Source organism: Gordonia humi, from assembly GCF_014197435.1.
Taxonomy (GTDB): Bacteria; Actinomycetota; Actinomycetes; order Mycobacteriales; family Mycobacteriaceae; genus Gordonia; species Gordonia humi.
In genome coordinates, this window is the sequence record NZ_JACIFP010000001.1 from 1,212,661 (window position 1) to 1,226,334 (window position 13,674).

General features: G+C 69.0%; 14 protein-coding genes. 9 read left to right on the plus strand and 5 right to left on the minus strand.

Annotated elements, in window-relative coordinates; genetic code table 11:
• Positions 1–21 precede the first annotated feature (21 nt).
• From BKA16_RS05515 to BKA16_RS05530, 4 genes are all read right to left on the minus strand, one after another.
• Positions 22–1,317, minus strand: coding sequence for an MFS transporter (locus BKA16_RS05515; protein ID WP_343067290.1), 1,296 nt, complete (start codon positions 1,315–1,317; stop codon positions 22–24).
• Between the two features lie 136 nt (positions 1,318–1,453).
• Complete coding sequence (locus BKA16_RS05520; protein WP_183369716.1) at positions 1,454–2,332, minus strand: LysR family transcriptional regulator; 879 nt, start codon at positions 2,330–2,332, stop codon at positions 1,454–1,456.
• A gap of 9 nt (positions 2,333–2,341) precedes the next feature.
• The gene (locus tag BKA16_RS05525; protein ID WP_183369717.1) at positions 2,342–3,403 is read right to left on the minus strand and encodes an FAD-dependent oxidoreductase; all 1,062 of its coding nucleotides are present in this window, start codon (positions 3,401–3,403) and stop codon (positions 2,342–2,344) included.
• Positions 3,400–4,419 carry an alcohol dehydrogenase catalytic domain-containing protein gene (locus tag BKA16_RS05530; RefSeq protein ID WP_183369718.1) on the minus strand — a complete coding sequence of 340 codons (1,020 nt, stop codon included), beginning with the start codon at positions 4,417–4,419 and terminating at the stop codon, positions 3,400–3,402. Before BKA16_RS05530 ends, BKA16_RS05525 begins: the two co-directional genes overlap by 4 nt.
• 265 nt (positions 4,420–4,684) lie before the next feature.
• Here BKA16_RS05530 and BKA16_RS05535 point away from each other — a divergent pair, with 265 nt between their 5' ends.
• From BKA16_RS05535 to BKA16_RS05550, 4 genes are all read left to right on the plus strand, one after another.
• On the plus strand, positions 4,685–5,431 hold the full coding sequence (locus tag BKA16_RS05535) for a phosphoglyceromutase (protein WP_183369719.1): 747 nt from the start codon (positions 4,685–4,687) through the stop codon (positions 5,429–5,431).
• Between the two features lie 159 nt (positions 5,432–5,590).
• Positions 5,591–5,896, plus strand: a complete 306-nt coding sequence (locus tag BKA16_RS05540) for a GNAT family N-acetyltransferase (RefSeq protein ID WP_183369720.1) — start codon at positions 5,591–5,593, stop codon at positions 5,894–5,896.
• Positions 5,897–6,023: 127 nt separating this feature from the next.
• Positions 6,024–7,202: a sensor histidine kinase gene (locus BKA16_RS05545; RefSeq protein ID WP_387996633.1), complete on the plus strand. Its 1,179-nt coding sequence runs from the start codon at positions 6,024–6,026 to the stop codon at positions 7,200–7,202.
• Positions 7,199–7,888 (plus strand): response regulator transcription factor, encoded by a 690-nt coding sequence (locus BKA16_RS05550; protein ID WP_183369722.1) that lies wholly within the window; start codon positions 7,199–7,201, stop codon positions 7,886–7,888. The genes BKA16_RS05545 and BKA16_RS05550 overlap by 4 nt, the downstream gene beginning before the upstream one ends.
• A gap of 70 nt (positions 7,889–7,958) precedes the next feature.
• On the opposite strand, the gene BKA16_RS05555 is transcribed toward BKA16_RS05550, so the two are convergent.
• Positions 7,959–8,831 (minus strand): DUF3109 family protein, encoded by an 873-nt coding sequence (locus BKA16_RS05555; protein WP_183369723.1) that lies wholly within the window; start codon positions 8,829–8,831, stop codon positions 7,959–7,961.
• A gap of 77 nt (positions 8,832–8,908) precedes the next feature.
• On the opposite strand from BKA16_RS05555, the gene BKA16_RS05560 reads away from it, so the two are divergent.
• The 5 genes from BKA16_RS05560 (at position 8,909) to proC (ending at position 13,658) form a co-directional block, all read left to right on the plus strand.
• Entirely contained in the window at positions 8,909–9,856 is a 948-nt protein-coding gene (locus tag BKA16_RS05560) for a Ppx/GppA phosphatase family protein (protein WP_183369724.1), read from the plus strand.
• Positions 9,857–9,881: 25 nt separating this feature from the next.
• Positions 9,882–10,958 carry a GtrA domain-containing protein gene (locus tag BKA16_RS05565; protein ID WP_183369725.1) on the plus strand — a complete coding sequence of 359 codons (1,077 nt, stop codon included), beginning with the start codon at positions 9,882–9,884 and terminating at the stop codon, positions 10,956–10,958.
• 9 nt (positions 10,959–10,967) lie between these two features.
• A complete protein-coding gene (locus BKA16_RS05570) occupies positions 10,968–11,843 on the plus strand; it encodes a sugar phosphate isomerase/epimerase family protein (RefSeq protein WP_183369726.1) in 876 nt (291 codons plus the stop codon).
• Positions 11,840–12,703, plus strand: coding sequence for an acyl-CoA thioesterase domain-containing protein (locus BKA16_RS05575; RefSeq protein WP_183369727.1), 864 nt, complete (start codon positions 11,840–11,842; stop codon positions 12,701–12,703). Before BKA16_RS05570 ends, BKA16_RS05575 begins: the two co-directional genes overlap by 4 nt.
• Positions 12,704–12,779: 76 nt before the next feature.
• Complete coding sequence (proC, locus tag BKA16_RS05580; RefSeq protein WP_183369728.1) at positions 12,780–13,658, plus strand: pyrroline-5-carboxylate reductase; 879 nt, start codon at positions 12,780–12,782, stop codon at positions 13,656–13,658.
• The last annotated feature ends 16 nt before the right edge of the window (positions 13,659–13,674 follow it).

A 13,674-nucleotide genomic window follows, 5' to 3' on the forward strand; every position in this document is an offset into this window, starting at 1 on the left:
GCAGTCGACGTCCGGTGAGGGCTACGGCGTGCCTCCCATGCGGCGGGCCCGACCGACCGTGAACGCTCCGAGCGGTACCAGCACGACGATCGCGCACAGCGACAGCGTGCCGAAGCTCGACACCGCGAGGAGGGGGCCGGCGGCGAACGCCGCGGCCGCTCCGCACAGGTTCGCCATGGCGTCGATGCCGCCCTGAGCCGTGGCGCGGTCGGTCGCGGTCACCGACAGACTGAACAGCGCCGACCCCGCGACGTTCACCAACGACCATCCGACGCCGAGCAGAATCAACGCGACGATGATCCCCGTCGTGCTACCGGGATCGAGCGCACCGACGACGAGCGAGACGACGAAGACGCCGATTCCCGCGGCGATGGTCGCGCGATGGCCCCATCGGTCTGCCAACCAGCCGACCACCGGTGACAATGCGTACATGCCGAGGATGTGAAGGCTGATGGTGACGCCGACCAGCGTGATCGAATCGCCGTGATGAGTCATGTGGACCGGGGTCATCGTCATGACCGCGACCATGACGATCTGGGCGGTGACGATCGCCAGTGCGGCGTACCGTGCCGTGGGGTTGGTCCGGATCTCGTTCCACGCGCGGCTCAAACGCCCCTTACGACTCGGCGCCGGACCGGGTGCGCCCGCACTCCGCGTCGCCACCAGGTAGGGATCCGGTCGTAGCCAGACGAAGACGACGACACCGGCGAGCGCCAGACAGACCGCGGCGATGAGGAAGGCCCCCGCGTAGACGTTGACACCGAGGAGGTCGCCCACGGCTTCGCCGGGAACACCCAGATTGGGACCGAGGACCGACCCGACCGTCCCGACCCAGACGATGAGGGCGAGTGCGCGGGCCTTGTGGTGCGGATGCGCGAGGTCGGTGGCGGCGAAACGTGCCTGCAGGCTGACCGCTGAACCGGAACCGATCAGGAGGAGTCCGCAGAACAGCAGTGTCACCTGGTTGAACTGTGCGGCGACGACGAGCAGCGCACTGCCCGCGGCGGCAGTCCACCACCCGGAGGCGAGCGCGTGGCGGCGACCGAACCGGGCGGCCAACGCGCCCAGTGGAAGACCGAACAGGGCCGCACCCAACGTGCTCGTGGTGCGGGCCAGACCCGCCCACGTCTCACTGTCGGTGACGACTTCGGCAAGGAGGATGCCGATCGACGGAGCGATGCCGACGCCGACGGTGCCGACGATCTGCATGACGACGAGAACGCGGATGGTGCGGCGCTGTAGGCGACTGGCATCGACGGCGTGGTCGCCGCCGATCCTCTCGGTGTGGTCGGCTGACCGGTTCGGCGGCGTTCTCACACGCACTCCTTCACTGACTGCGGCGGCGAGTGTCACCGACCCGAGCGAACGATAGGGCCCCTGTGCGTGCGGTGGTAGCCGGCCCCGATGTATCGGCATATAGCAAGGCGTTATATTGCCTGATCCGAGGGTGTTCTCACTCCGTGAGCAGGTCGACCACCGAGCGCAACTCCGCGGACTTCGCCGTGCTCGGATCCCAGATCGCCGCGTAGAAGATCTCGACTTCGCCGTTGTCGTCGTGGACGCGCCGTCGCCGCGTGGTCGACGAGGCGAGCTTGGATTCGGGGATCATCGCGCTGCCCAAGCCCAGATTGGCCCATTCCTCCAGGACGCGATACGACGACGCCTCGCCCCGGTACCGGTTCACCGGGAATCCGTGCGAGGTGAACAGGTCCTGGGTGAACGTCGTCAGTCCGCACGTGTCCGGCAACAGGATCAGGCTCTGATCCGTCAGATCGCGGAGGTCGACCGGTCCGTCGTCGGGCGGCGACGATTCGACGACGACCACGGGCTCGGAACCGACGATCCGATGCTCGTAGCCCGGCAACGGGCCGACCGACGGCACGATGAGCAGGTCGAGGTCGCCCGCTCGCAGCGCGACGAGCAGGTCGGCGACATTCGCCTCGTGCAGGACGAGATGCTGGGCGGCATCGCCGACCGTGGACACCGCACCGTGGGTTCGGCCGATCAGATCCGAGCCGATCAGCGGTGACACGCCCAGGCGGATGTCGGCGTCCGTCGGCGCGGCCCAGCGGCGCGTCTCCGCCGTGATGTCGTCGAGCGCGACCAGCGCGGCGTCGACGCGTGGAAGGAGTCGAGCACCGAAGGCGGTGAGTCGTACGCCCCGGGTCGAGCGGTCGAACAGTCGATGCCCGAGGTGATCTTCGAGGCGGGCGACGCCGTTCGACAACGCGGGCTGCGACACTCCGCAGGAGCGAGCGGCCGCACTGAACGAGCCGGTGCGCGCGACCGCCTGGACGTAGCGCAGCGCGTCGCCGCGAAGAGGATCGACCATAACCGGAGGTTATATCATGGAGATCGCTCTCTCGATCCGGTCGACCGCCGCGGCAGCGGCGAGGATCGCGCCCTCGACGTGTCCGGCGAACGCGGTCGCCGTCTCCGTGGCCGCCCAATGCAGTCGACCGTGAACGGGTGCCTGGAACACAGAGTGGCCGTACGACGCGGTTCCCGCTCGCGGCGCCGCGGCCGCCGGCGAGGTGAACCGCTCCCGCCGCCAGTCGGCGGCCACCACGTCGAGTGGTCTGGCCGCGTACTCACCGAAGACTCGCGTCAGCTGGTGGATGAACGCGGAGGGAATGTCGGCGCCGTCACGGAAGGCGGTCGACGGCGCGAAGCCGAACAGGGCGCCGGGGCCGCTCCCGGGCCCGCTGTGGTCGTGGATCTCGCGAAACGGTCCACGATGACTGAACACGGACCCCGCGAGCCCCGCCTGCCGCCAGAACGGTTCGTCGTAGACGGCGACGGCCTTGACCGTCTGTCCCATCCACACGGCGGTGGACGCCGCGACACTCGCCACCGAACGGTCGAGATCGGGAGTGATGGTGATCGTCTCGACAGCGAGCGGGGGCGGCACCGCCACGACCACGTGCTGTGCACCGAACCGTCCCCGGGCCGCGTGCACGGCGACCCGGTCCCCGTCGATCTCGACCCGGTGGACCGGGTTCGCCAGTGACACGACGTCGTCGCCGAGCCGATCGGCCAGGGCGACGGGCACGCTCTGCGCGCCGTCGCCGAATCGGAACGACGGGACGTCGATCGGATTGCCGGACAGTCGCCGCGGCGGAGAATCAGGGGTGTCGAACACGGCGTCTCCGGCGATCGCCTGGTCGAACGCGGTCAACTCGAGCGAGTCGAGCAGAGCGACGACCTGCGGCTCGTTGTGCCAGAACCAGGTGGCACCGAGGTCTATGTGCAGCCCCGACCGGTCGACGCTCCGCATCCGACCACCGACCGCGTTCCGCGCTTCGAGGACGCGCACCGACCTCCCCGCCCGCACGAGAGAGTGCGCGGCCGTCAGGCCCGCGACACCCGCGCCGACGACGACTACGTCATAGTCGCGGCTCACGGGGCGCCCGCCGGTTCGAGGACGATTCGGAACCGCGCCCGGCCCGCGGTGATCCGCTCGACCGCCTGCTCGGCCCGATCGAGCGGCATACGTTCGATCATCGGTGTCACGCCGTTTCGGTGCGCGAACGTCAGGGCGTCTTCGATGTCGCGCGGTCCACCGGGGAGGTTGCCGGTGAGGATCTGCGAGTTCGCGACCAAGCGTGCGGCCGCGACGTCCACGGTTCCGCCGTCGACACCGAGCATGGTCAGCCGTCCGCGCACGGCGAGCCCGCGCAGCAGTTCGGTGACCGGCCCGGTGGTCGGCGCCGATGCGACGATCAGGTCGGCGCCGCCTCGATCACGCAACGCCGCACCGGCTTCGTTCTCATTCACGTCGAGGTAGTCGTCGGCTCCGAGCTCGCGAGCGAGGTCGGCGCGTTCGGGTCCGCGCGCGAGCGCGATCACGCGATGCCCCATCGCCGCCGCGAACCGCACCGCGAGGTGACCGACCCCGCCGATGCCGAGCACTGCCACCGTGCTGCCCGGGCGGAGCCCAGCGTCCCGGACCGCGAGAAATGTCGTGACGCCGGCACAGCCCATCGGCGCAGCATGTGCCAGATCCATGCCGTCGGGGACGGCGGCCACCGAATCCGCGGGAACGGTGACCGTCTCCGCCCAGCCGCCGGCGTGATCCACCCCGGTGAGCCGACGGTGCGCACAATGCGCGACGTCGCCGCGCCGGCACGTATCGCAGCGGCCGCAGCTGCCGCCGAACCAGCCGACCGCCACCCGATCGCCGATCTGTCTGTCGAGCACGCCGCCGCCGACCGCGGTGACGACTCCGGCGATCTCGTGACCGGGGGTGATGGGATGGCCGCCGGTGCCGCGCATCGTCGAGACGTCGGCGAGGCAGACGCCGCATGCGCGGACCTCGACGCGAACCCATCCGGTAGGCGGGTCGTCTACCCGCACCGTCTGACGGGTGAGCGGGCCACCTCGCGCGGTGACCTGCATGGCAGTCGATGCGACGGGCATTCCGAAGCCTTTCGAGACGAAGCCGACGTGGACCGTCGGCGGCGTCGACCTTAAGGCCGATCGAAACCGGCCGGTAGTGGTCGCCGCTGAATCCCCCTATAGCCGACCGTTATCGCCGCTCGTCACCGATCGGCGGCTGCCGCGTCCGGTTCGGCCCTCTGCCGTCGACACGGCGCCGCGGCAGCGAGCGGACGTCGCGGTCACGCGCCCCGGGCGCATCGGAGTCCGAGCACCGCCATCGGGTCGATATGGGAAACTAGCCACCATGAGCAACGGCACCCTGATTCTGATGCGTCACGGCGAGAGCGAATGGAACGCGTCCAACCAGTTCACCGGCTGGGTGGACGTCGCGCTGACCGACAAGGGCCGCGCCGAAGCGGTCCGCGCGGGCGAACTCCTGGTGGAGCACGACCTGCTTCCCGATGTCCTCTACACCTCGCTGCTGCGTCGCGCGATCGTCACCGCGCAGATCGCGCTCGACACCGCGGACCGCCACTGGATCCCGGTGGTCCGCGACTGGCGCCTCAATGAGCGCCACTACGGCGCGCTCCAGGGTCTGAACAAGGCGGAAACCAAGGCCAAGTACGGCGACGAGCAGTTCATGCTCTGGCGTCGCAGCTACGACACCCCGCCGCCGGCCATCGCGGCCGACGCCGAATACAGCCAGGTCGGCGACCCGCGGTACGACGGCATCGACGTGCCGCTCACCGAATGCCTGCTCGACGTGGTCAGGCGGTTCATCCCGTACTACACGGAGACGATCGAGGCCGACCTGCGCGCAGGCAGGACCGTCCTCGTCGCCGCGCACGGCAACTCGCTGCGCGCGCTGGTCAAGCACCTCGACGGCATCTCCGACGAGGACATCGCCGGGCTGAACATCCCGACCGGCAACCCGTTGCGCTACGACCTCGACGAGAACCTGCGCCCGATCACCCCGGGCGGGGTCTATCTCGACCCGGAGGCCGCCGCGGCGGGCGCCGCCGCCGTCGCCGCACAGGGCGAGAAGAAGTAGCGACCGACCGATCCGACGATCGCCCGCAGACCGGGGCCGCCGCAGCAGCCGCCGGACTCGCGGGCGATCGTCGTCTCGTGTCCAGACTGTGATGTATGCGCGGTCGATGTCGCGGATGCAATCGGTGCGTCGATCTGTGACCTCGGCTACATTGGAAGCATGGCTGACGGGACGATTTCGGTGACACATCTGGCCGAGCAGGAGCGCTACCGCGCTGACCTCGCAGATGACGACATGGGTGCGGTCGAGGTCGGGTACATCGACTACACGACCGACGGCGACAACCTCGCCTTGACTCATACGGTCGTGTTCGATCGTTGGGGCGGTAGGGGATTCGCTGCCGAGTTGGTACGACAGGTGCTCGACGACGTGCGCGCGAACGACCGCCGCGTGGTGCCGGTCTGCTCGTACGTCGTGAGCTATCTGGACAAGCATCCGGAGTACTCCGACCTCGTCGCCTCGTGATGTGCGACGCGCCGCCGGTCAACCGGGAGTTCATGTCCGGGTAACCGACATTGACCGGACGTGAATGACGGACGAAGACTGGCTGCCCAAGCTGCGAACTCCAGGCGGTGACCGTAAGATTTCGGCTGTGTCCGAGACCAGCGGTGACCGCTTGATAGATGGTGCCGCGACGAATGGGCGGTTCGGCCCCGCACGCGTCGACGGCGGCTCCCTCGACTCGATGGACGCGTCCGATGTGACGCGCGACCATCTCCTCACGCTGATGGTCGCGAAGGCCGAGACCGGCATCGTCGTCGTCGACGAGTTCCACGCCGTCGTCATGTTCAACGATCGAGCGGTCGAACTCGGCATGGTCCGCGGCGTCCTCGCCGATGCGATCGCCGAGGGCGTCGCGGAGGTGCTGTCGACCGGCGGAGACCGGCGATTCGACTTCGCGCCGCCGCATTCGTCGCTCGGCTTCGTCTCCGCGGGCCGCGCGGTGCCGCGCCCGGTCGACATGGTCAGCTGTGTGGCGAGTCTGGCCGTCCTGCACGGTGAGCGCTACGTACTGGTCTACGGCGACGACGACTCGGCCAATCAGCGGGTGGAGGCGACCCGGCGCGACTTCGCCGCCAACGTCTCCCACGAGCTGAAGACGCCTCTGGGGGCGATCAGTCTGATGGCCGAGGCGATGCTCGAATCGCGCGACGATCCGCGCGCCGTCGAGCACTTCGGTCGCCGAGTGCTCAAAGAGGCCACCCGGATGGGATCGCTCGTCAACGAACTCATCGGGCTGTCGAAGCTGCAGGACGGCAGCGTCGCCGATCTGGTGCCGGTCGACGTCGACGCGCTGATCGACGACGCCGTGGGCGGTGCCGGGGTGTCGGCGGAGGTCTCCGAGATCGACCTGGTCGTCGACGAGCCGAGCGGGCTCGTCGTGCCCGGCGACCGGACCCTGCTGCTGACCGCGCTCAGCAATCTCCTCGTGAACGCGATCAACCATTCGCCCGCGGGCGACGTCGTGTCGGTGAGCCGGAAGAAGGTCGTGATCGACGACCGCCCCATGGTGTGCATCGCGATCACCGATCGCGGCATCGGCATCGCACCGGCCGATCAGCAACGAGTCTTCGAGCGGTTCTACCGTGTCGATAAGGCCAGATCGCGTGCCACCGGTGGCACCGGTCTCGGTCTGGCGATCGTCAAACACGTGGCAGCCAGCCACGGCGGACACATCGGGCTGTGGAGCAAGCCGGGGACCGGCTCCACGTTCAGCCTCTACGTACCTGTCGAACAGGCCCCGGACCAAGCAGAGGAACAGTCGCGTTGACGCATGTATTGATCGTCGAAGACGAAGAATCGCTGGCCGACCCGTTGGCCTTCCTGCTTCGCAAGGAGGGTTTCGAGGCGAGCATCGTCAATGACGGAGCGCAGGCGCTGCCCGCATTCGAGCGCATCAATCCGGACATCGTCCTGCTCGACCTGATGCTGCCCGGAGTCTCCGGCACCGACATCTGCAAGTCGATCCGCGCCAAGTCGGCGACGCCCGTCATCATGGTGACCGCTCGCGACAGTGAGATCGACAAGGTGGTCGGCCTCGAACTGGGCGCCGACGACTACGTGACCAAGCCGTACTCGGCCCGTGAGCTGATCGCGCGCATCCGGGCGGTCCTGCGCCGCGGCGGCGTCGTCGCCGACGACGAGGACGCCGCCATCGGCGTCATCGAGGTCGGACCGGTCCGCATGGACGTCCAGCGCCACACGGTCAGCGTCGGCGGTGACGAGCTGACGTTGCCGCTCAAGGAGTTCGACCTCCTCGAATACCTGCTCCGCAACTCGGGCCGCGTGTTGACCCGCAGCCAGCTCATCGACCGCGTCTGGGGTGCGGACTACGTCGGCGACACCAAGACGCTCGACGTCCACGTGAAGCGTCTGCGCTCCAAGGTGGAGCCCGACTCGTCGTCGCCGCGGCATCTGATCACCGTGCGCGGACTGGGGTACAAGTTCGAGCCGTGATCGGCGGGGACGGCGCTGAACGACGCCGCCGCCGGCAGGGAGGTCCCGACCCGCGGCGCAGTGGCCTCCTTCAGTGGCCTCCCAATGCTCCGGCACCCTGCATCTGTTCGTATTTCAGATCCTTCTCCGCCCGAGACGTCGCCGCCTCGGTCGCCGGGTGCACGGCGATCAGTCCGAGCTCGCTCCGGCGACGGCAGGCGGCGGCCAGGACCTCGTAGGCCGCCTCGCCGATGAGTTCGACCAGTTCGGGGCGGTAGGACTCGAAGACCCGAGTGGCGCCGATGTGGGCGTCGGGGGAGCCCGAGCAGTACCAGTCGAGATCATGGCCGCCCTCGCCCCAACCGCGTCGGTCGAACTCGGTGAGCGTCGTCTTGAGGATCTGGGTGCCGTCCGGGCGGTCGACCCAGTCCTGCTCGCGGCGCATCGGCAGCTGCCAGCACACCTCCGGCTTCACCGTCAGCGGCTCCAATCCCCTGCGCAGGGCCGTCGAATGCAGTGAGCAGCCCTGACCGGCCGGAAACCGCGGACGGTTCAAGAAGATGCACGCGCCGTCGTGCAGCCTGGTCTTCAACGCGGGCTCGCCGTCGAGGTCCTCGTTCTCCTCCAGGTAGCCGCCCGGGCCGAGCGGATCGTCGGCCGAGCCCTCCGGATGGAACTGCCAGTCGTCCGGGGTGAGCATCGCGACACCCGCGGCCAGCCGGTCGCGGTCCTCCTCATCGGTCAGATACGCGCCGTGCGTGCAGCAGCCGTCCGATTCTCGACCCGCGACGATGCCGTGACACGCCGGAGTGCCGAACACACATGTCCAACGCGACAGAAGCCAGGTCAAGTCGGCACTGATCACATGTTCCGGGTCGGTGGGATCGACGAACTCGTACCACTCCCGGGGAAAGTCGAGACCGACCTCTGGGGCGGGGGAGGGCTGCTGGGGCTGTGACGACACGGGGATTCCTCTCGGCGATGCGCGTCCACCGTAGTCGTTGACTCGCGCCGACGTGCACACCCGAGTAGTTTGAACCGGTGCGACTTGGAGTGCTCGACGTGGGCAGTAATACCGTGCACCTGTTGGTTGTCGACGCGCATCGGGGCGGTCACCCCAATCCGATGAGCTCGACCAAGGCGGTGCTGCGCTTGGCGGAGGAGATCGACGACACGGGCCGCATGCTCGACTCCGGCGCGAAGGCGCTCGTCGCCACGACCGAGGAGTTCACTCGGATCGCCAACTCGTCCGGGTGCGAACAGATCATGGCGTTCGCGACCTCCGCCGTCCGCGATGCGACCAACTGCGATGATGTGCTCCGCAAGGTGAAGAACGCATCGGGCCTGGACATCGAGGTGCTGCACGGTATCGACGAGGCGCGACTCACCTCGCTCGCCGTGCGCCGCTGGTACGGCTGGAGCGCGGGCCGCATCCTCGCCCTGGACATCGGCGGCGGCAGCCTGGAGATGTCCAACGGCGTCGACGAGGAGCCCGATGTCGCGCTGTCGCTGCCGCTCGGCGCCGGACGCCTGACCCGCGAGTGGCTCCAGGGCGATCCGCCGAGCCGCCGACGTGTGTCCGTGCTGCGCGACTGGCTCGACGCCGAGCTCAAGGAGCCCGCGAAGCAGTTGCGGGCCGCGGGCAAGGCCGATCTGGCGGTCGGCTCGTCGAAGACCTTCCGGTCGCTTGCGCGGCTGACCGGCGCGGCGCCGTCCGGTGCGGGACCGCGAGTCAAGCGCACGCTCACCGTGAGCGGTCTGCGCCAGCTCACCGCGTTCATCTCGCGGATGACGACCGCCGACCGTGCCGAGCTCGAAGGGGTCAGCGCCGACCGTGCACCGCAGATCGTGGCGGGCGCGCTGATCGCCGAGGCTGCGATGCGCGCGCTCGGTGTGGATACACTCGATATCTGTCCGTGGGCACTGCGGGAGGGGGTCATTCTGCGCCGCCTCGACAACGAGCCCGCAGGCGCGATGACAACCAACTGACGAGACGCACGAACGGAGCCACCCCATGGCGGACGAGTCCGAGCCCGAGTCGAAGCCGATCACCGTGTCCGAGCTGATCGCACGATCCGAAGACGACACGGCGTTTCCGCGATCGGCGTCGATGTCGGTGCGTCGATCCGGCGGCGACGCCCATTCCGCCTCCGGCGCCACCGCCTCCGGAATGCCGGATTACGCCGCGCCGAAGGCGCCGCCCGAGCCGCCGCGTGTGATCGGTGCGAGCGGGATGCCCGGGTACACCCCGCCCGCGGGGCCGGAGGCCAACGTCGTCACCGGGATCATCCCGGTCGTATCCGACGACCCGGATGCCGATACCGGAAGTCTGCGCGCCGTCGACGCCGACGACCTCATCGCCTACGACCTGCCGCCCACCGAATACCGCACGGTGGCCGCCGAGGAGACCACCACCGTCGTCCGATCGGCGACGGCGCCCGAGCCGTCGCCGTTCACCGACACCGCGTCGATACCCGTCGTCGACGAAGCGGCGCCCGCCGCCGAGCCGGACGATGCGGACGCGGAGACATCGACCGCCGCTCTCGCGGGGACCGCGGCGTTCGCCGGTGTCGGCGGCGCGGCGGCCGTCGCGACCGCCGACGACGCCGATGAGGACGAGCCGGAGCTGACCGGTCGGGCCGCGCGCAAAGCGGCCAGGGCCGAGCGCAAAGCGGCGAAGAGAGCCGAGAAGCAGCAGGCCGAAGCCGCTGACGAACAGGCCGAATCGTCGGCCGACGTCGTCGAGGACCGTGCCGAGTCGGCCGAGCAGGCGGACGTATTCGCCGCCGACACCGAGGACGCGGACCACTCCGAGACGGAGTCCGAGCCGTCGGCGGCACTCGGCTGGTTGGCGTTCGTCGGCGAGCTGGTCCTCGGTCTGGCCGTCGGCGCCGGTCTGTTCTGGGGATTCACCGAACTCTGGAAGCGCTATGTGTATCTGGCGCTGATCCTGGCCATCGTGGTGATCTTCGCGATCGTGACGTTCGCGCACCTGCTCCGCAAGCGGGACCTCGCGACCACGCTGCTCGCCCTGGCCGTCGGCATGCTGGTGACCATCGGACCACTGGTCCTCCTCGCGGCGCAACCGTAGAAGCGCGCCTTGTCCCGATTGCGGTTCCCCATCCCGATAGGCCTGTCTACGGCCTCCGTGTACCCGCAGAACACCGAGGCGGCGTTCGGCTACGCGGCGGACCTCGGCTTCGACGGGGTCGAACTCATGGTGTGGGGCGACTCCGTGAGCCAGGACATCGCACATGTGGCGTATCTGTCGCAGCAGTATCAGGTGCCCGTCCTGTCGATCCACGCGCCGTGCCTGCTCATCTCTCAGCGCGTGTGGGGCCGGGACCCGAAGGCCAAACTCGTGCGTTCGGTACAGGCCGCCGAGGATCTCGGCGCGTCGACCGTCGTCGTGCATCCGCCGTTTCGCTGGCAACGTGACTACGTCGCCGCCTTCGACGACCTCGTCGCCGAACTGGAGGCCGGTTCGGATGTCTCGGTGGCCGTGGAGAACATGTTCCCGATGCGCGCGGACCGCCTGTTCGGCGGCGGAGAGACCGCTGCGCAACGCATGCGACGACGCGGCGGCGGGCCGGGCACCAGTGCGTCGGCGTTCGGCAAACCGATCGATCCGACGGTCACGGGTTACGACAACTACACCCTCGACCTGTCGCACGTGGCCACTGCGGGCCACGATGCGCTCGCGATGGCCGCGCGCATGGGAGCGGGCCTTCGACACCTGCACCTGACCGACGGCACCGGCGCGGCCCACGACGAGCACCTCATCCCCGGCGACGGTACGCAGCCCTGCATCGAGGTGTGCAACCGACTCGCCGCGAGCGATTTCGACGGCACGGTGGTGCTCGAGGTGCATACCACATCGGCGCGGACCAAGAACGAGCGGGCGGCGATGCTCGCCCGCTCGCTCGAGTTCGCACGCACCCATCTGCACCGCGACCTTTTGGAGGACCGCTCGTGACCGCCCTCGCCGATCTGCTCGACCTGACGCGCATCGACGCGCCCGACTCGGCGGCGCGATACCGTGCGCACATCGATCCGATCTTCACCATCGGTCCCAAGGTGCACGGCGGCAGCGTGCAGATGATCGCCGCGCACGCGGCCCGCATCGGACTGCGCGATCTGTCCGGGCCCGACACCGACCCGGCGTCGTTGGACGGAGTCACCACGATCGCGATCGCCAGCGACTACCTCGCCGCACCCGATCCGGCCGACGTCGAGGTCGAGGTGTCGATCGTCAAGCGAGGCCGCACAGTGAATCTGGCGCGAGTCGACGTGAGTCAGAACGGTCGTACCGTGGTGGCGTCGACGGCGACGCTCGGCCGGATGGACTCCGGCGAGGTCCGATACCGCCGCCCGGGGCTCCTCGACGACCTGCCCGTGGAACCAGACGAGAACGGAATCGGCGTCGCCGACTCGCCGATCGGCGAGGTCATGCATCTGAGCCCCGCACTCGACGCCGTGCTCGACGGCACGACTTTCGCGGTGGCTCGCGGAGAGAAGGGCGATCCGGTGCTCCGCGGCTGGGTTCGAGCCAAGGATCCGGCCGATCAGCCCGCGACCATGGGGCTGGACTTCCCGGTGCTGGTCTGCGACATCTCGCCCCCGGTGGTGATGAACCTCGGGATGTTCGGCTGGGCGCCCACCGTCCAGCTGACGTCGTACCTGCGGCGCGTGCCGGCACCCGGGTGGCTGCGCTACCAGGCGTCGACGCACGAGGTGGGCGAAGGCATGTTCAACGAGGACCACCTGGTCGTCGATTCGACGGGCGCCGTCGTCGCGCAGTCGCGTCAGCTGGCGCTGATTCCGGCTCGTCGCTGACGGCGACGCGGTCTCCCACACCTGACGTACCCGGGTGATCCGAGTACGAGAGAACGAACGAAAGGCAGTGATCCACATGAGCGAGCGGGTAGCGATCGTCGGCGGCGGAAAGATCGGCGAGGCGCTCCTCGCCGGTCTCATCAACTCCGGTAAGCCGGTGCGCGATCTGGTGGTGGTCGAGCGGGTCGAGAAGCGACAGTCCGAACTGACCTCCGACTACGGCGTGCGCGTGACCGACGACGTCGTCGACGCGGCCGACGGCGCCAGGGTGCTGTTCATCGCGGTGAAGCCGGACGCTGTGGACTCGGTGCTGCAGGCGTTGGGCAAAGCCGACGACCACAGTGACGAGGAGCGGATCACCGTCACACTCGTCGCGGGCATCCCGACGGCGCGCTACGAAGCAGCGCTGCCCGCCGGATCGCCGGTCATCCGCGTGATGCCGAACACCCCGATGCTCGTGAACGAGGCGATGTCGGCGGTCAGCCCGGGACGCTACGCGAACGACGACCAGGTGGCCGTCGCGGTCCGTCTGCTCGAGTCGGTCGGCAAGGTGATGGTGGTGCCGGAGAAGCAACTGGACGCCGTCACCGCGATCTCGGGTTCGGGTCCGGCGTACTTCTTCCTGATGGTCGAGTCGATGATCGACGCGGGCGTCGCACTCGGGCTCACCAGGGCGCAGTCGGCCGAGTTGGCCGTGCAGACGGTCAAGGGTGCGGGCGTCCTGCTGTCCGAATCGGGGCTGACCTCCGTCGACCTGCGCGCCGCGGTCACCTCGCCCGGCGGGACCACCGCCGCGGCGCTGCGCGAGTTCGAGCGGCACGGCCTGCGGCATGCGGTCAACGAGGCGACCGCGGCCTGCGCGGAGGCCAGCGCACGCATGGCACGTCGACCTGACCTTGAGGGTTCGCGACCGGCGTCGCCGTTCACTCCCGATCCGGCGGCCGGCGGTCAGTAAGGGCACTGCCAGCGCA

Excerpts from the sequence above, each read along its gene's own strand:
- BKA16_RS05565 (WP_183369725.1), top strand. The coding sequence starts at position 9,882 with ATGGCGGACGAGTCCGAGCCCGAGTCGAAGCCGATCACCGTGTCCGAG.
- BKA16_RS05535 (WP_183369719.1), top strand. The coding sequence starts at position 4,685 with ATGAGCAACGGCACCCTGATTCTGATGCGTCACGGCGAGAGCGAATGG.
- BKA16_RS05540 (WP_183369720.1), top strand. The coding sequence starts at position 5,591 with ATGGCTGACGGGACGATTTCGGTGACACATCTGGCCGAGCAGGAGCGC.
- proC (WP_183369728.1), top strand. The coding sequence starts at position 12,780 with ATGAGCGAGCGGGTAGCGATCGTCGGCGGCGGAAAGATCGGCGAGGCG.
- BKA16_RS05520 (WP_183369716.1), bottom strand. The coding sequence starts at position 2,332 with ATGGTCGATCCTCTTCGCGGCGACGCGCTGCGCTACGTCCAGGCGGTC.
- BKA16_RS05530 (WP_183369718.1), bottom strand. The coding sequence starts at position 4,419 with ATGCCCGTCGCATCGACTGCCATGCAGGTCACCGCGCGAGGTGGCCCG.